This window comes from Aegicerativicinus sediminis (genome assembly GCF_015476115.1).
Taxonomy (GTDB): domain Bacteria; phylum Bacteroidota; class Bacteroidia; order Flavobacteriales; family Flavobacteriaceae; genus Aegicerativicinus; species Aegicerativicinus sediminis.
Genome location: NZ_CP064295.1, coordinates 750,951 through 770,255 on the forward strand (window position 1 = coordinate 750,951; position 19,305 = coordinate 770,255).

Here is a 19,305-nt window from a genome sequence, read left to right on the forward strand (position 1 = left end):
TTAAAAAAATTTTATTCAAGTCTAATTTCCGAAATTATAACGTAAGGTAATTCCACTTCTGATAGTAGTTTGAGGGAAGGCGGTAGAAATGGCATATTCAGAGAACGAATAATCAAAATAAAATATCCCAGTTAAGTTTTTACTAAATGCATAATCTGCAGCAAAATTCAACCTCCATAAAGTCTGACCTGCTGTAACTTGATTATTTTCCAAATCTAAATAACGTATAATCGTTTTATTATCTCGTAAAGATATATCTGCCTTGAGGTTTAAATCACTTTTTATTATTTGCGTAGGTCCAGCAAGTTTGGATCGTATACGCACATCTTTTATACGGTATCCCAATCCTAGTGTATAATCCTTATTTTGAATTTCTGTCAATAAATTATTATCAAAACTCAAAGAAAGAATCCTACCAGTCCCTACTTCAGCCAATATTTTTACAGAATTCTGCATTTCAAAATCAAGGCGAACCAATGGGCTAAATTGTTCTTCTAAGTTAATATTACTGAAAAGAGTCTGATTTTTGAAGTTTCCAGATTGATCAAAAACCTCTGGGTCTTGGTCATCATATAGCAATGTTGGATCTGCTGCAACAAAGTCGAGATTCGTCCTAAACTGGTTCACTGTGTATAAAGAACGATAACCATGAGTAACTGAGAACCTTTTGAAATTTTTCTTGAACCAATTTAGCTTCATTAATCCGGTGTATTTCAATTGCCAATTAGGAATTGGTATATCCCGAAATGCTCCGAGTTTTACGTCTTCAACCTTTGCCCCTTGATATGCAGCGATAAAGGCTGGTAAAAGAACGGCTTGATTATTCTTACCGAAACCAAGAGGATAACCTTCTTCGTCTAGCTCATAATTATCGCTGCCGTAAAACTCTCTAGCCAATCTTCTTGCAACAATTAATCGATTTTCACGGAAGTCATTAAAAGGTTCTGAACCATTTTCATCACTTTTTGCAAAGGCAGTTCTAATTAGCGCTGTTGAGATGGCAAAATTTCCGAAGCTGTTTTGTATAAGAGAATTATAGTCTAGTCTACCATCGCCATCCATATCCTCGACACGGAAATTCTCATTCATATTGTCTGCATAAATTCTGTTCCCAGTTAAATCTAAGGTTAGATCTGGAATAAACTCAGCATTTGCAGAAACATCTAGAACTCTATTGGTGACTTCTGAATACTGCTGATTGAAGTCTGGGAAAACAGTTAACCATCCATTCCCTGCTACATAATCCCTTATGTCTCGTTGGCTACCAAAGGTATAACCAAAAGTAGGTTTCAGGGTTCCAATAAAGCCCGGCGTACGCAAATAACCCGGTAGAAATGAGCCATTATTTTCGCGGTAATTAACTTGTATCCTCTTTACTGCTGTAACTATTCCTACAAAAGTATTGAATACCTCTGTTCCTGCACCCGCTTTCTTCTGCTCATCCTCTTGAGGATTTCGAGCTCCCGGCTGTCCCGGTGCTCCAGGAGATCGCGAATTAGCACGAGTAACTCTGCTTGTAGGTTTTTTAACCAACCCTAAATACTTATACAATTTAGGCATATCTAAAGTTGTATTAAGCAAATGTGTATTAGCGTTTTGAACTGAGTTACCCAAGTTGTAGACGGTAACATTACCGTTTTCATCCTCAATAGGAAGATCACGATTCAAATCTGATCCTTTTTGCCATTGAAAATCTCCAGTATAGGAATAAGTCGCTCTTAAAAATTCAAAAGTTGGAATCTTGTTTAATGGAATTTCGTAATTGACCTGTAATTGTTGCGATTGAATATTAGGATCACCCGGGTCAAAGAATCCATCCCAAATATCCAACGAAGGATCTTGCCTACCATTTATTACATCATCAATAAAATAATTGCGAACAATATTACTGTTTGCTGCAGTAAAATTGAAACTTAAAGATTTAGTGACATTGTAATTAATAGCATATTGAGTATTGAAAGTATAGTTTCTCCTGTATAATTCTTCAAGCCCAATATTCTTACCAGTTAAATCAAAATCCCTGAATTTCTGTCTATTGAATCTCCTAAGTATATCACTCTGCGCAGTAAAACTTGCTGGAAAAGGATTAAAATTGAAATCTTTCAGCAGCCTAAAATATCTGTTTCTAAATAGTGAATCATTCTTTTTAAAAGGCTCAATAGGTTTAGGGTCAAAATTATAACTGTAGGTCATTCCCGTCCTTACGTTCTGATCTAAGGAATTTTCTATTTCAAAATCCCTGTGATTAGTTTTGTTATTGGAAAAGTTAAAGGTGAAATTCTCCACATCATAAAAATGAGGTTTTACATCAGGCGCCCTTTGTTTTTTCACTCCTATAAAACTAATGCTTTCACGTTTTGTATAACTTTCAGATCGTTTTAAAATCTTTTCACGTTCTTCTCTATCATCAGCTTCATCAAGTAAGGCTTCTAACTTAATATCTCGATAATATTCATCGTACTCGGGTGTTATTGACTCTTCTCCCCTTGCATAATTCAACGGCACTTGAACACCCCATTTTTTAGGGAGCAGTTGACCAAGGTTAACATTGGTAACCATGTCATATTGCTTCAAATTCTCTCGGCTCCGTTCATTTGGCCGTTGTTCAACTGAACCAAAACCAATCGTCGATTGCCTACCTGTTGCGCTTAGATTCATAAAATCCGCAATGTTTGTATCAACACTTGCAATAGCGGCCCATCCACCTTCTTTGTCTAGATCTGAAAGCCGCAATTCATTAAACCACAGCTCTCCACACAATGGAATTTTTGTAACCCCAGGGTTTTTAATGCCCACCATTAAGACCCTAATATCGCCGAAATTGGGATTCCCCTTTATCGCCACTCTTTGTTGCCCCATTGTATAAGGATCAAATGGTCCAACCGGCACTACACCATCAGGAGTAACGTCATAAAAAGTAGGATCTTCATTAGCAAGGGTTCCATCAGTTATTCCAATGGATTTAATTTGTTCCAATATCGCAAGAGGAATATCTATTTCGTTTTCTTCTGGCCAAACTTCACGTTCAGAAACACTTGTACCTGACGAAATTTTTAATGGAACTTCAATTTGATAAAAGTTCTGTGTAAAGTCATTACCCATTCGGATAAAACCTACCATTTCCCCATCATTGATATTATTCCCCTCCGATTCTTCGGCATGTATAAACATCCGCAGCTTTTTATACTGTCGCATGTCTACATTTATATTTTTATAAACACCCCTCGAATCCTCAGGCTCTAAACTGCAGATTTCCATTACCAGCGCCTGCTCATTCTGCCTAATAATGTTATTGTTATTGTTTAGCCGTTCCCTTCTTACTCCAGGAGGTGAGACATAGTTTCCCTCATTTTCTTGAAGACCAATAATACCAAGGTTCATTTCCGTAAAATCGTTCGCATTATTCGCCTCCTCATCTAGCGAAAGTTTATAACGCCTCCAATCACTTCTTACCAAATCCAAAGTCGCAAAACGCATAACAGTTTTTTGGGTAAAGTCTTCTAGATAAAGTCTTGCAAATCTCACTGAGCGTATATCTGTCATGCCACCGATTGTATCGGTAGGCTCGCTCACCGGCAATCTAAATTGGTACCATCTAACCTGCCTAACTTCACCGTTTGGAAGGGTAACATCCCTTACTTTTACATCATTAATTTGAGGGTTTCCAGCATTTAAGGAATTAGGTGTTATTGGAATTTTATACTCATAATAACTGTTGATGGTATTCATGGTATTATCTCTATTGATATCCTCCACATCTGGCTGTGTAGTTGCGCCACGATTGGTTTCGGTGAAGACATCTAAAGAGTTTCCTTCTAGACCATTGTATTTTTTATATCGTTCAAAAATATCACCTTCGGTATTTAGGAAATAGGTGTAGTTGTCATTTGATGGATCCTCAAGGCCAGCAAAGGAAGGAAATTGTTGTGCTTCTTGTTGATCATTGAACCCATCCAGACCAACGTCCTGATTGTTTCTTTGATCACCTAAAGTGGAAAAGGTATATACCAAAGCTTGGTTTCTTGGAACGACGGTTCCATATGTTGTGGTCGGAAGAAGAGAAGATACATCACCGTCTTCGGGCAGACCATTTTCGTACATTTTTCTACCGTCCTTTAATACATCCTCTGAAATATTACCAAGATTTATATTGAGCATCCCTCCTTGGTTGGTGGCATCTTCCAAAAACGGATCCTGTAGCCAAAACTCAATAAACTCCACATTGGCTTGTTCAAAATCTGTAGAAGTAATTTGTCTTGTTATCCCAGCCCAACTATCTTCAGGATTATCCAAAATCCCATCAGTAGCATCTTGACTATAGTTGTATGGACCTCTTTCACGCGGATAATACACTAAATCTAATGAAGGGATTACTGTAGACTGCCCTTGCACTAAATCTATCTGTGGAAAAATCTCATCTATAAAAACTCTTCTGGTATAAACGCTAGATAAATCATCGTCAGACAATCCTTGTGGCCTTCTACTACCATAAAAAATTGGGTCTATTGAATACCAGTTCAAAAAAGCCCTATCGAATCCATTTTGAACTCCAGAACCATCCTCATCTCCCTGAGCATAACTTCGTCCTAAGCCAACAGGTCTACTAGACAAATTCCAGGCTTGTGGAGCCAAAAGGTCAATCGCCCCTTGGTTACCTTCAAAATCATCTACATAAGCGGTTGCTTCATCATTAAAATCGGTTCCTTTAGGCGCTCCAGGCAGTAAATATGCAAATTCTCCTCTGACTGATAAATTTGAAGGCACATCTGTATCAATATTGGGCAACTTGTTTACCAACCTTGTAAGAAATGGCACCTCTGTTGAAAAATTACCATTAACCCCTAAAATTGTATTATTAATTGGCTCTGTATTAAAATTTGCTTTTTGGGTGATAGGTCGTTCGGAAAGGTTAAGGAATGTACCGCCCAATACAAAATTTTCACTGAATTGGTGTTCAACATTAACACCAGTAAATCGCCTAGTTTGTTGACCAAAAACCGCATTGTTTTCTACAGAAACTTTTATCGGGGTATTGGAAGCTTTAAGTGCCTCGTCCAAAATTTGAACCATCCCCTGTTGATAATCAACTGTATAATCAATTCCCTCTACTAAAACCCTACCACCAGCGGTAACAACTACAGATCCCCTTGGAACATTAAATGCCCCTAATGGTATACCATCGCTACCGGAGGATTTGTAACGACCCTTTAGTTGGAATTTGTTTTTCTCAACCTCGTCTAACGCAGCGGTCTTGGTTTCTTTATAAAGGATATCGTAAACATATTTTTCTTGGTTTAGGTTGTCATAAGTACTCTCTTCGTAGTCTATGTCATTGTCGTTGGGATTACCGTCAGTATCTAAAATATCAAAAAGATAACGGCCAAACGGCTCAACCTTTGTAAATATAATTTTACCATTTTGGGTATATACTGTTAGACCTGGGACGAAATCAAAAAACCCATCTCCCAATAATTGAGGATCATTGTTGAAATTAAGTCGATCTAAATGGAATAACCGAATCAAAGGCGTTTCAACAATTGGGGTATCATCGGTTGGATCGAGAGGGGTATTATTATCGAATATGGGGAAAGGTTCTCCCTCCACAGGCTCAATATAGTTTACGGGTGAGGCTTCTGTATAAAAGATATTCAATCTGAAATCATCCGGCGACAATTGGTATGCGCCAGTGTCGTAGATGTTTTTCATCATAAGATCCCAAATTGGCTCATTAACATTGGTGATAGCGCTTTTGAGCATTTTTAATACCAAATTGTTATTGTTAACCACTTGGTTTCCTGTGGTTGGCTCATTACTGACTTCTGTTGCATTAACACCGTCATTTGCAAATTCACCAACCTGATACACCTGACCTCCAACGGTGTATTGAAATGCTACAGCCAAAATTTCGTCATTCAACAACCTTTGATTAAGAGAGATATACCCGAGTTGGGTGTGCAAGGTATAGTCTCTACCTTGAATTAGTTTACGGGCATTTTCAAGTTTACCGAAATCGACACCTTCTGCAGTCGGAACCAGAATTCCCTGATCGACGGTAGCTATATCGCGCACCCCTTCTGTTAGAAGGGAACCCGCACCACCTATGCTCTTTGGGTCAAAGTCGTTATTACCATTATCCGGATAGGCATTTTGACCAACATTAACGAAACCTGCAGGAGGATTATTCAATCCAATAATATCAGATTCTCCTAAATCTTGAAAGGCAACAATATTTCTAACATTATCAGTCTGTGCACTTCTGTTTGTCACCCAAACTTCAACCCTTGTTATTTGAATGTTGTTTTCAATCCAAGGATATCGCCTTAAGGATCTATCATAATTGTTTCTAAAATATTGCGCCAAGAAGAAGTGTCTATTTTCATCATAATCCCTTATGAATATTTCAAATTCGTCCAAGGTTCCTCCTCCTTGAGAAAGAACAGATTGGGATTGGGATTTCTGTTCAGAGAATACGGTTGTTATTCTAGTTTTACCAAATTGCAGCTCAGTCTTCACGCCAAATAAACTTTGGGCACCGGTAATAAGAGAACTATTCAACGGCATACTTACATTACCAACTTCAATCTTTCTAACAATATCATCCTCTGTTGGGGTATACTCTAACTTTATTATATTCTGAAAATCGAAAGTTGACTGGGTATCATAATTTGCTGTTACCTGCAAACGCGTACCAACTTTCCCTAATAAACTAAGACTAATTCTTTGGTCGAAATCAAAGGTTAAATTAGATCTATTTCTCGGAGAAAATGTTGGGTTGTCTTGTTTGGTATATAGTAACCCCAAATCCATTTCAACTGATCCTTGAGGAATTACTTCAATTGTATTACCACCAAAAATAGTTTCAAAAAACCCTGAATTGACATAAAATTCAGGCAATAAATTTCGTTGTTCCTCTTCTGAGCCTTCTTTCCTTCCCTCAACTGCATCAAGTTTTTGCTTATAATAATTGCGCATATTCTCTTGCAGAATTAAACGCTGGTATTCTTGTGGTGTTAAGATTACGGGATAGTTAATATTGAAATTGCCCACCGTTTCTGTATAAACATAGCGGTCTGTTAAAGGGTCGTAAGTATATTTGGCTAAAATACTATTTGGGTTAGGCATTTCAAGCCTGCCTAAAGAAAAGCCTGTACTAGTACTATCTTGATCGGTTTGAGTTTGCTGCGCATTTAAAGTAACAGAAAAGACAAGCCCAATAGATATAAGTATGTAATGTAATTGTTTTGAAATAGTTAGGTTAGTAGAATTCAAATCAATTATAAGTTTTTTAAAGCTTCTTTTATAACGGTTTCTACATTAGCATCCGGATCTTGTTTTACAATTTTATCCACGACACGTTCGGCCTGTTTTTTATTAAATCCAAGCACCTCCAAAGCTGATAACGCTTCATCTTTACTTGTATTGCTTCTATTAACAGAAAGTTCATCAAGATTGTAAGTTTTGAGAATTTTGTCCTTAAGATCTAGAATAACCCTTTGCGCTGTTTTTGCTCCAATTCCTTTAACTGACTGAATCAACCTTACATCATCATGAGCAATCGCCTCACGGACATCTTCAGGCGATAAGGAACTGAGCATAGTACGAGCAGTGCTTGCACCAACCCCGCTAACAGAAATCAATAGTCGAAAAATTTCCCTTTCTACCAAAGTCGAAAAGCCATATAAGGTATGAGAATCTTCCCTTATCAATAAATGTGTATACAGCTTAAGATGTTCGTTATTAGGGATTTGAGAATAGGTGTGCAGTGAAATATTTAGGAGATAACCGACACCGTTACAATCTATAACTACATCTGTTGGATTCTTTTCCACCAATCTCCCCTGAACGTGAGTAATCATGTAATAGGTAAGTTATTAAGGTAAATGTAATAAAATTATCTTCATTATAAGGGCAATCAAATTTCTTGTAATTCTTTTAAGTCCAATTCTTTCTTTTCTTTTTGCTGAGCATCTACAACTGCTATTGCCGCCATATTTACAATTTCATCAACGCTCGCCCCAAGTTGTAAAATATGGACAGGTTTTCGCATACCCATCATTATTGGACCTATATTATCAGACTTTTCTAATTCCTTAATTAATTTATAGGTAATATTTGCTGATTCTATATTAGGGAAAATAAGTGTATTAACTTTTTTACCAGCCAATTTTGAAAATGGAAAAATCTCTTGTAACATCTCACTGTTTAGGGCAAAATCTGTTTGCACCTCACCGTCAACAATTAACTCTGGGCAATTTCTATGAAGAAGGGAAACAGCATCTCTAACTTTAGAGGCTCTTTCATTCTTAGAAGACCCGAAATTGGAATAAGAAACCATTGCCATTACGGGTTCCATCCCAAACATTTTAACAGTGCGGGCTGTCATCTGAGCAATTTTAGCAAGATCTTTTGCCGGTGGATCTATATTGATAGACGTATCGCTTAAAAACATGGGGCCACGCTGGGTCATTAGCAGATTGGTTGCAGCAACCCTAGTTGCACCTGGAGTTAAACCGATTAACTCTAACATCGGCTTTAAAACCGTTGGATAACTTCTTGAATAACCTGAAATTAAAGCATCAGCATCCCCCTCATTTACCATCATAGCTGCAAAATAATTGCGCTCGCGCATTACTTGTTGGGCAGAATATAGGGTAACACCTTTTCTTCTTCTTTGCCTCCAATAAACTTCCGCATATTTATTTTTACGCTCCTCCTCTTCGTCAGATTTTGGGTCGATGATCGTAACCTCTCCATCATAATCGATGCTTTTCATCAATTTTTTGATGGCATCTTTTCTTCCTAAAAGAATAGGAATTGCAACACCTTCATCTTGGACAATCTGCGCAGCCTTAAGGACATCTAATCGATCCGCTTCTGCAAACACAACTCTCTTAGGATTCATTTTAGCACGGTTCAATAATAATCTTACAATCTTATTATCTGAACCTAGACGTTCTAACAATGAATCAGTGTATTTATCCCAATCTGGAATAGGAAATTTTGCCACCCCACTATCAATTGCCGCTTTTGCAACAGCAGGTGGGACAACCGCAATCAACCTAGGATCGAAAGGTTTTGGAATTATATAATCTCTACCAAAGCTTAAGAACGTTTCACCATAAGCAATATTAACTTGCTCCGGAACTGGCTCCTTAGCCAACTTAGCCAAAGCATGAACTGCAGCCATTTTCATCTCTTCATTAATCTTTGTAGCCCTTACATCTAATGCTCCGCGAAAAATAAATGGAAATCCTAATACATTATTAACTTGGTTAGGATGGTCGCTTCGACCAGTTGCCATAATAATATCGTTTCGGGTTGCAACTGCTAGGTCGTAAGCAATCTCTGGATCTGGATTTGCCATAGCAAATACGATAGGATTCTCGCTCATAGACAGCAGCATTTTTGGGGTTACCAGGTCTGCCATCGATAAACCAATGAAGACATCTGCATTCTCCATAGCTTCTTCAAGAGTATTGCAGTCTTTATGCGTAGCAAATTCTGATTTTTCTGCGGACAGATTCTCACGATCCTTTCTAATAACCCCCTTACTATCTAGCATAACCATATTCTCCTTGCGAGCACCACAAGATTGGTAAAGTCTAGAACAAGAAATAGCAGCTGCACCTGCACCGCTAATCACTATTGAAACATCTTCAATATTTTTATCCGCTAGCTCCAGGGCATTTATTAAGGCCGCGGCAGAAATGATAGCTGTACCATGTTGATCGTCATGCATTACAGGAATATCCAATTCCTCTTTTAATCGGCGTTCAATTTCGAAGGCTTCCGGAGCTTTTATGTCTTCAAGATTTATACCACCAAATGTTGGGGCTATATTCTTAACCGTCTGTATAAATTCCTCTACATTCTCAGTATCAACCTCAATATCAAAAACATCAATATCAGCGAATATCTTGAAAAGCAAGCCCTTACCCTCCATTACAGGCTTTGACGCCTCAGGTCCAATATTCCCAAGACCTAAAACAGCTGTTCCATTAGAAATTACCGCCACTAAATTACCCTTAGTAGTATATTTATAGACGTTGTCTTTTTTCTTTTCGATTTCCAAACAAGGCTCAGCAACACCAGGAGAATAGGCCAAAGACAAATCTCGTTGACTTGCATACTTTTTGGTGGGAACTACTTTTATTTTTCCAGGAGTTGGTTTGGCGTGATAAACCAGTGCTTCGCGGCGACGGCTCTGCTTACTCATAATTTGGTCAGATTAATTTATAACAAAGGTAAGTGAATATGGCAATCTGTAAAAACAAAAACATTTTTAGATTGAACACAATTATAAGGGGGAAATTATGTTATTTCGTTGCAGGAGATTATCTCAACCCGAGATATTTCAAATGTAATTTCTAAGAACGTTTTTTCAGTTTCATTCTATTGAAAAATTATTTTCTAATCCTGATTGTCATTTGCTTTTCAGCAACTATAAACCTATTACACGCCCAGGTAGATACAACTGCTATTGATACCGATAGTGTATATAACAAGATTGAGGATTTTTCACAAAAAAAGAAACTTACCAAATGGTTACATGGACTTATTTTTGAATCAACTGAAAGGAAGCCCAAAAGAAAAAAAGTTTACCAAAGAGTAAACATTGGTAATTTCGAAGGTAAAATAATCAGAGATATTAAAATAAGGGTTTTCGATCCGTTTGGTTTTTCACTTGATGATACGTTAGCAAAACCCAATAATTGGGCCGAACGAGTATCCAATAATCTGCACATAAGAACAAGAAGTTTTGTAATTAGAAACATTTTACTTTTTGAGGAGAATTCTAAATTCGACAGCGTAGTAATTTATGAGTCTGAAAGGTTACTTAGAACCCAGAATTATGTTCAAAGTGTAAAAATTTATCCAAAACGATTAGTGCATACTTCAGATTCTGTTGATATTACAGTGGATGTTCTAGATACGTGGACAATAATTCCAGATGCCAGCCTTTCTAGCAGTAAGGTAAAACTTGGAATTAGGGAAAGGAACTTTATTGGTCTCGGGCATCAATTACGGGCAGATTTCTCACGCAGTTTAAAAACAGATAGCCTTGCTTACGACCTCAGATATCGCATACCCAATTTTCGAAACACCTATATAAGTGGTGAACTGGCCTACAAATCTAACTTAGCCGGAGAATATGGTAAATTGTTAGATATAGAACGCACATTTTTTTCACCTCTTACACGTTGGGCCGGAGGTTTTAAACTAGACAAGGAATTTCATAAGCTTTATTACCCTGAAAATGATAGTATCTCTGTTTCACAAAATCTAAATTCTATTACCCAAGATTATTGGGCCGGTTATGCATTTAGAATTTATAAAGGGTTTTTGGGCAATAACAGAATTGCAAACCTTGTTACAAGTTTGAGATTCCTAGACACCCAATTCTCTGAGTCACCCTCACTTGAATACGACAGCATTAATTATTTTGCAGATCAAAGGTTTTATTTGGCTTCTATTGGAATCTCCTTGAGGCAATTTGTTAGGGACAATTACATATTTCAAGATGGACGAACTGAGGATGTACCAATAGGAGCAGTTGGAGCAATTACCTTAGGGAATCAGTCCCGCAATGGAGAAAACAGAAATTATCTTGGCACTAAACTTACCTATGGGGATTATTATTCTTGGGGATTTTTAAGCACTAATTTTGAATTCGGCACATTTTTTAACAACTCTAAGGCAGAACAAACGGCTTATAGTTTTCAAGCAAACTATTTTACAAACCTAATTTCAATCGGTGAGAAATGGCATATGAGGCAGTTTGTAAAACCCCAGTTCTTGATTGGGACCAGTCGTCTCGACTCTGAGTATGATATGCTTACCCTTAATGAGAATAATAACTTGGATGGATTTTTTAACAATGATTACCCTCACTCTAATAGAATTGGAATTCCAGGTTTTAAAAGCGATTTACGAGGGACAAAAAAATACCTATTAGCCTTGCAAACTCAATTCTACTCTCCTTGGAACTTATACGGTTTTAGACTAAACCCATTCGTTAATATTACCACTGCATTAATTGCGGATGATGATACAAGAATATCCAAGAGTAAATTGTACTCCTCATTTGGAATTGGATTTCTTGTTAGGAATGACTATCTCGTATTCAGCAGTTTTCAAATTTCATTAGCGTATTATCCGAACATGCCAGGTAAGGGCGTAAATATATTTAGAGGCAACGCACTAGAATCTAATGATTTTGGTTTTCAAGAATTTAATCTGGGCAAACCATTAACAGTCAATTACAATTAATCGAGGAAGGCAATATTGCGCTTAAGACCGCTAAATTTGGTTCGCTTTACGGCAGAATTTTTAAATACTTTTTTAAATGTTTCTTCTGTTAACTCTTGCCAATCTGTTTTAGTCATTTCTAACAACTCAGTATGAGGGCTAAAACTGTCCTCAGTATGAGGAGTAGAAAATCTATTCCAAGGACAAACTTCTTGACAAATATCACAGCCAAACATCCAATTTTCAAAACTTCCTTTGTATTGAGTAGGTATGCTGTCCTTCAATTCAATTGTAAAATAAGAAATACATTTACTGCCATCTACAACATAGGGTTGAATAATGGCCTCAGTCGGGCAGGCATCAATACATGCAGTGCAGGTTCCACAATGATCGGTAGTAGGGCCATCGTAGAGTAATTCCATATCTACTATTAATTCAGCAATGAAAAAATAGGATCCAACTTTTCGTGATAGCAAATTGCTGTTTTTTCCGATCCATCCCAAACCACTTTTAGCAGCCCAAGCTTTATCCATCACTGGTGCCGAATCTACAAATACTCGGCCATCGATATCACCAATATTATCTCGGATATATTCTAACAAACTTTTTAATTTGTTCTTTATAACAAAGTGGTAATCTTCCCCATATGCATATTTACTAATTTTTGGTGCCTCAGGATCGGTTTGTTCTTTTTCTGTGTAGTAATTAAGAAGTAATGAAATTACCGACTTGGCGCCCGGTACAAGTAAGGCGGGGTTAAGCCTTTTGTCAAAATGGTTTTCCATATAACCCATTTTTCCATGCATCCCTTTTTTAAGCCAGTTCTCGAGTATAGGAGCCTCTTTTTCCAAAAATTCTGCCTTACTAATACCACAGGACAAAAAGCCAAGTCTTTTAGCTTCCAATTTGATAAGCTGTGTAAAGTTTTCCTTATTATTCACAAAGCCAATCTACGAGGAAATTATAAAACAAAAAAGCCGACCTAGAAGTCAGCTTTTATGTAAGGATTAAGATCAATCCACATCCGGATTCATGGCGGAAAATACGCCATTTGGGTTTTTCTTTCCAACCCATGCATGCAGAGTCCAAAATGGCCCTACAATTGCCCAAACGTCTGTATCTCCTATAAAACCTTCTGGAGGAGTTGATGGGTCATCCATTAATTCCATTAAGACTAAGTATTCCACTCCCACAAATTCCATCTTTCCATCATCACCAGGGATGTATAATAAGGCTTCAGGTTCTAATAAGTTAAACTCCCCATCGATTTTATCCCAATTTGCAAAATGGTGCCCCATATTAGATACATAACCAGTTAAATCTTCATCCCAGCCTTGTGCCAATGCTACTTGATGATTCTTAAAACGAGTCATTTTTTGTGTAAGCAAAGTAACCTGTTCTTCCCAGTTATTCATAGCTTTTAAAGCAGTTGATTCTGAAGTTGAAATTACAGCATTTGGTTCATTAATCCCATCAATAGATTCGTTGGGACTACATGAGACGACTAAAAAGATAAATGCTAAAAAAATTGTCAATAGGTTGAATGGGTAGATAATTGGGATTCTTTGTAAAGATTGGCTCATCTTTTTCATGATTAATAAGAATTTTAATTAGACTAGATTGTTGCTATTAATCAATAAACCTAAAACCTCTTGTGGTCAGGAAGCTATCAGGAAGAATTTAAGGATTTACTTTTTAAAGGTATTTGAAATAAAAGATCCGAAATGATAAAATTTGGTCAATAATTGGTAATATTTATTCAATTACTATCAAATCTTAATTCAATATGACTTACAAACACCTGTAAATCAGATTATAGATTTTAGTAAAATATAATTATCAATGAAAAAGAATAAGATTATTTTAAAAATTCAGATGGGCTTATTCCAAATTTTTTAGTGAAACATTTTGAAAAATAAGAAGGGCTATTAAAACCATGTTTAAAGGCAATTTCTGTTACTGTCCCTTCCCTCTTTAACAAACTTAACTTTGATTGGTTTAACAGGAAATCTTGAATAACAATGTTCGGTGATTTGTGGAAGATAGACACCATTTTTCTGTAAAAACTTGATTGACTCATACCTGTAGTTTCCATCAATCCTTTTAAATCTGTGTTAAATGGTTTACCATCATTGTGTATTGCATTGGAAAGTTGAACAATGAAATGTTCCTCTTGGTCACTTAGTATAATTATATTATTTGTTTCTAATTCTTCGGACATACCAGTATTTGCTGTATGGGAAAGAGCTATATAACCTGGATCTACAAGCTGACCCATCAGTGGTAAAGCATCAAGGGTTTTACCAAAAAAATTAGGATGGTTGTCGACAGGATTTCCGGCATGTATAACAAATTTCATCTGAAGCAGGTCCTTTAAACTATCAAACTTTCTGAATAAAGTTTTTGCAGATTGAATTGCACTTGTGGTAGTTAAAAAAGAACCCAAGTAGTTCCATTTTTGCCATTCTGCAGGGCAACCACTGTTGAATGTTACTATCTCCGTAAAAGCCCCTCTAATTTCATTTAAAAGTGAATCAGTTTCAGCCTTCCCAAATGATTTAGATAATTGAACTGAATCTATAATGGCCATCTTCAAAATAACCCTATGAGCAGGATCATGAAATACCTTTATTTTGGAATCTACCATATAATCTGCAATGATGGGGTCATGGAGTCTACCAAGGAAAATCTTTACAACTCGTTTATCAACTTCGATAATTTCGTCTGGCAATTGGGAATGTGCATGATTATGCAAAGCGATTACACTCTCCTTTGATGGAGCTTCAATTAAACAATAGGCACTGCCTTTATTTTCATCCACCCAATATGTAAGACAACGACATTGAAACTTGTCCTGGTATTTCAAGTCTAATTGATGGGCTAGTGCAACATCTTCAGAGGTTAAACCTTGCCCAATATGAAGATCCATATAAATTGGCATAACTTAAAATAGTTATTAATACCTAAATTTACATAATGAATTGCTTGGTGGATTGTAATATTTAGTCAATCGCATGAATTATTTAGTCACATCATAGGTGACCTTAGAAAAGGTTTTGTTGATTGCCTTTTGAAATTTTGCCCAAATGTTTATATGCCAATTCCGTTACTTCTCTTCCTCTAGGGGTACGGATAATGAAACCTTGTTGAATTAGAAAAGGCTCATAAACTTCTTCCAAGGTTTCGGCACTTTCACTTACAGCAGTTGCCAAAGTAGATATACCTACAGGACCTCCTTTAAACTTATCAATTATAGTGGTAAGAATTTTATTGTCCATTTCATCTAGACCATGAGTGTCTACGTTCAATGCCTTGAGGGCGTATCTAGAAATTTCTATATCGATTGAACCATTACTCTTTATTTGTGCAAAATCCCTTACCCTTCTTAAAAGGGCATTTGCAATACGCGGGGTACCTCTACTTCTGCCCGCAATTTCAATCGCCGCTTCCATAGAAATAGGAACATTAAGAATTCCAGCACTTCTTTGAACAATTGTTGTGAGTAATTCAGTCGTATAATATTCTAACCGGCTAGATATGCCAAAACGAGCTCTCATCGGAGCTGTGAGAAGACCAGATCTTGTGGTAGCCCCTACCAAAGTGAAGGGATTCAAATTGATTTGAACTGTCCTTGCATTTGGACCAGATTCAATCATGATGTCAATCTTATAATCTTCCATGGCAGAATAAAGATATTCTTCCACAATGGGGCTTAATCTATGAATTTCATCTATGAATAAAACATCTCTTTCTTCCAAGTTTGTTAAAAGGCCCGCTAAATCACCAGGTTTGTCCAAAACAGGACCTGAGGTCACCTTGATGCCAACCTCTAATTCACTTGCCAAAATGTGGGCCAAGGTAGTTTTACCCAATCCAGGAGGACCATGGAATAGAGTATGGTCTAAAGCTTCATTTCGGAGATTGGCCGCCTTAACAAATATTTGAAGATTAGCCAAAACCTGATCTTGACCCGAAAAATCTTCAAAGGATAGGGGTCTAAGTTTACGTTCAACGTCCAGTTCCTCAGGTGAGAAACTATCGTTTGTAGGATCTAGGTTCTGGTTCATGTAAAGCAAAGATACTTAAAAAGCCTTTCTCACACCGCGTAGCGGGTTAGAAAGGCTTTGCAATCTATAATTATTTGAATTAGCTCTAGGGAATATTTTAATGTTGTAATTCTTCCTCACCATCCATTAAAGGAACGTTCTGAGGAACAAAATCTTCTTCATGTCCAGGTTTGCTATAATCATAAGCCCAACGGTAAACATGTGGTATAGCTCCTGGCCAGTTTCCATGAATATGTTTTACAGGTGCTGTCCATTCAAGGGTATTAGATCTCCACGGGTTTTGAACAGCCTTTTTACCATAGAAAATGCTATGTGCAAAATTGTAAATAAATACCAACTGGAAAACCCCTCCGATAACAGCAAAAATTGTAATAACGACATTTACATTTGCCAAATCATCAAACAATGGGAAATTTGTATTTGTATAGTAACGTCTTGGTAATCCAGCCATCCCGATAAAATGCATTGGGAAGAAAACTCCATAGGCACAGATAGCAGTCACCCAGAAATGCACGTAGCCTAAATTCTTATTCAACATTCTACCAAACATTTTTGGGAACCAATGGTAAATACCAGCAAACATTCCATAAAGTGCTGAAATACCCATTACTAAGTGGAAGTGTGCTACAACGAAATAAGTATCGTGTACGTTAATATCTAAAGCACTATCTCCAAGTATTATACCTGTTAAACCACCTGTGATGAAAGTTGAAACTAAGCCGATTGAAAATAGCATCGCAGGATTAAATTGGAGGTTACCCTTCCATAAAGTTGTTATATAATTAAACGCTTTTACAGCAGATGGAATAGCGATTAATAATGTTGTAAATGTAAATACAGAACCAAGGAATGGATTCATCCCTGATACGAACATATGGTGACCCCATACTATGGTAGATAAAAATGCAATAGCTAAAATAGATGCTACCATCGCACGATAACCAAAGATTGGTTTCCTCGAGTTAGTGGCAATAATTTCAGAAGTGATTCCTAAAGCTGGGAGAAGTACGATATATACTTCAGGGTGTCCTAAGAACCAAAATAAGTGCTCAAACAATACAGGTGAACCTCCTTGGTAATGCAACACTTCACCTTGTATAAATATATCCGAAAGGAAAAAGGATGTTCCAAAACTTCTATCCATTATCAACAACAACGCGGCTGAAAGAAGTACAGGAAATGAAATAACACCAATAATAGCGGTGATAAAGAATGCCCAAATTGTTAGAGGCAGTCTAGTCATAGACATACCTTTAGTCCTTAAATTAATAACTGTAACGATGTAATTAAGAGAACCTAATAATGAGGAAGCAATGAATATTGCCATAGAAACTAACCAAAGGGTCATACCAGCGCCTGAACCTCCTTGGGCCATTGGTAGGGCGCTTAAAGGCGGATATATTGTCCAACCAGCTGCAGCAGGTCCTGCTTCCACAAAAAGGGAAATAACCATTACAATACTAGACAAGAAAAACAACCAATAGGAAATCATATTCAAAAATCCTGAGGCCATATCTCGTGCACCGATCTGTAACGGAATCAATAGATTACTAAATGTACCACTCAAACCTGCGGTTAGCACAAAAAATACCATGATGGTACCATGAATGGTTACCAACGCCAAATAAATATCGGCGTCCATTACTCCATCAGGAGCCCATTTACCCAATAACGCCTCGAACAAGACATTCGGTTCTTCAGGCCAAGCTATCTGCATCCTAAACATCAAAGACATCATTACACCAATAATTCCCATTATGGTACCTGTAATAAGGTACTGCTTGGCAATCATCTTATGATCTTGACTAAATATATATTTAGTTACAAATGTCTCTTTATGATGATGATGTCCGTGGTCGTCGTGTGCGTGAGTATCTGCGTGTGCTGACATAATCAATAATTCCTTTTATACTAATTTTTTGTAATGCTATTTTGAAATGTTTTTTGCTCCTTCATCCAAGCGTCGAACTCTTCTTGAGTTTCAACAATGATTTTCATCTGCATATTGTAATGAGACTTTCCACAGATCTTGTTACAAAGCAATAAATAATCAAATTCATATTGAACTTCTTGCCCTCTAGCTTCTACTTCTTCCTTATTTTCCACCCTTATTTCATTGATGCGCTGAACCTTCTCAATCATATCTGGTCGTTGGCGCATTTCTGCTGTTGTAACTGTGGGTGTAAATGAAAACTGGGTAATCATACCTGGAACACAGTTCATCTGTGCTCTAAAGTGCGGCATATAAGCAGAGTGCAAAACATCTTGTGATCTCATTTTGAAAAGAACAGGCTTTCCAACAACCAAATGTAATTCAGTTGTAATAATATCATCTTGAGCGTTAGGATCAGTTTCATCCAAACCTAATATGTTGGCTCTATCATTATCGATTAATCTTACATTCGCTAAACCAAGGGTATTATCCGCACCAGAATAACGTGCTTTCCAGTTGAACTGTTGAGCGTAAAGTTCCACTACCATAGGATCATCATCCTCATCAATATTCATAATGCTTGTCCATGTAAACAATCCATAGATTATTAAACCTGCAAGAACTATAACTGGGATAATGGTCCAAATAGCTTCTAATGTGTTGTTATCAGCATAAAATAAAGCCTTTTTACCCTTTTCACCCTTATATTTAAAGGCAAAGTAATGCAGTAAGAACTGTGTTACAATCTGAACGAACATAATGATGACCATTGAAATAATCATCAAATTATCGATACCAGGTCCATGTTCAGAGGCAGCGTCAGAAATGAGTGGTAAATCGCCCCATTTTGCAAACGATATTATGGTTATGACATAGATAAAAATCAAAAAGCCCATCATTAAATAGCCATTGATTCTATTATCCTTGTCATTGGCAACTTGTGTATTTACAGCTCCTACTTGTGACAGATCAAAAATCTTCACCATCTGCCAAATGGCAACTGCAATAAAAAGTACAACTATTATGGTTAAAAAAGCAGTCATTGTCTCTTTTCTT

General features: G+C 37.0%; 10 protein-coding genes. 1 reads left to right on the forward strand and 9 read right to left on the reverse strand.

From position 1 onward, the window contains the following. Positions 1 to 21: 21 nt before the first annotated feature. Genes sov through ISU00_RS03370 form a run of 3 tightly spaced genes read right to left on the reverse strand, consistent with a single transcriptional unit; the run spans position 22 to position 10,216 of the window. Positions 22 to 7,269 (reverse strand): T9SS outer membrane translocon Sov/SprA, encoded by a 7,248-nt coding sequence (gene sov / locus ISU00_RS03360; protein WP_228852630.1) that lies wholly within the window; start codon positions 7,267 to 7,269, stop codon positions 22 to 24. Positions 7,270 to 7,274: 5 nt separating this feature from the next. Then, entirely contained in the window at positions 7,275 to 7,856 is a 582-nt protein-coding gene (gene ruvA, locus ISU00_RS03365) for a Holliday junction branch migration protein RuvA (protein ID WP_228852631.1), read from the reverse strand. A gap of 56 nt (positions 7,857 to 7,912) precedes the next feature. After that, a complete protein-coding gene (locus tag ISU00_RS03370) occupies positions 7,913 to 10,216 on the reverse strand; it encodes an NADP-dependent malic enzyme (protein ID WP_228852632.1) in 2,304 nt (767 codons plus the stop codon). A gap of 179 nt (positions 10,217 to 10,395) precedes the next feature. Here ISU00_RS03370 and ISU00_RS03375 point away from each other — a divergent pair, with 179 nt between their 5' ends. Continuing rightward, positions 10,396 to 12,270 carry a BamA/TamA family outer membrane protein gene (locus ISU00_RS03375; protein WP_228852633.1) on the forward strand — a complete coding sequence of 625 codons (1,875 nt, stop codon included), beginning with the start codon at positions 10,396 to 10,398 and terminating at the stop codon, positions 12,268 to 12,270. Here the strand turns inward: ISU00_RS03375 and queG are convergent. From queG to ISU00_RS03405, 6 genes are all read right to left on the reverse strand, one after another. Then, positions 12,267 to 13,190 carry a tRNA epoxyqueuosine(34) reductase QueG gene (gene queG / locus ISU00_RS03380; protein WP_228852634.1) on the reverse strand — a complete coding sequence of 308 codons (924 nt, stop codon included), beginning with the start codon at positions 13,188 to 13,190 and terminating at the stop codon, positions 12,267 to 12,269. The two genes, ISU00_RS03375 and queG, sit on opposite strands and share 4 nt — an antisense overlap. 72 nt (positions 13,191 to 13,262) lie before the next feature. Continuing rightward, positions 13,263 to 13,832 carry a hypothetical protein gene (locus tag ISU00_RS03385; protein WP_228852635.1) on the reverse strand — a complete coding sequence of 190 codons (570 nt, stop codon included), beginning with the start codon at positions 13,830 to 13,832 and terminating at the stop codon, positions 13,263 to 13,265. Positions 13,833 to 14,107: 275 nt separating this feature from the next. After that, positions 14,108 to 15,190: a nickel-binding protein gene (locus ISU00_RS03390; RefSeq protein WP_228852636.1), complete on the reverse strand. Its 1,083-nt coding sequence runs from the start codon at positions 15,188 to 15,190 to the stop codon at positions 14,108 to 14,110. Between the two features lie 103 nt (positions 15,191 to 15,293). Next, complete coding sequence (gene ruvB / locus ISU00_RS03395) at positions 15,294 to 16,316, reverse strand: Holliday junction branch migration DNA helicase RuvB (protein ID WP_228852637.1); 1,023 nt, start codon at positions 16,314 to 16,316, stop codon at positions 15,294 to 15,296. A 97-nt stretch (positions 16,317 to 16,413) separates the two neighbouring features. Beyond that, positions 16,414 to 18,207: a cytochrome c oxidase subunit I gene (locus ISU00_RS03400; RefSeq protein WP_228852638.1), complete on the reverse strand. Its 1,794-nt coding sequence runs from the start codon at positions 18,205 to 18,207 to the stop codon at positions 16,414 to 16,416. A gap of 20 nt (positions 18,208 to 18,227) precedes the next feature. After that, positions 18,228 to 19,292: a cytochrome c oxidase subunit II gene (locus ISU00_RS03405; RefSeq protein WP_228852639.1), complete on the reverse strand. Its 1,065-nt coding sequence runs from the start codon at positions 19,290 to 19,292 to the stop codon at positions 18,228 to 18,230. Between the last annotated feature and the right edge of the window lie 13 nt (positions 19,293 to 19,305).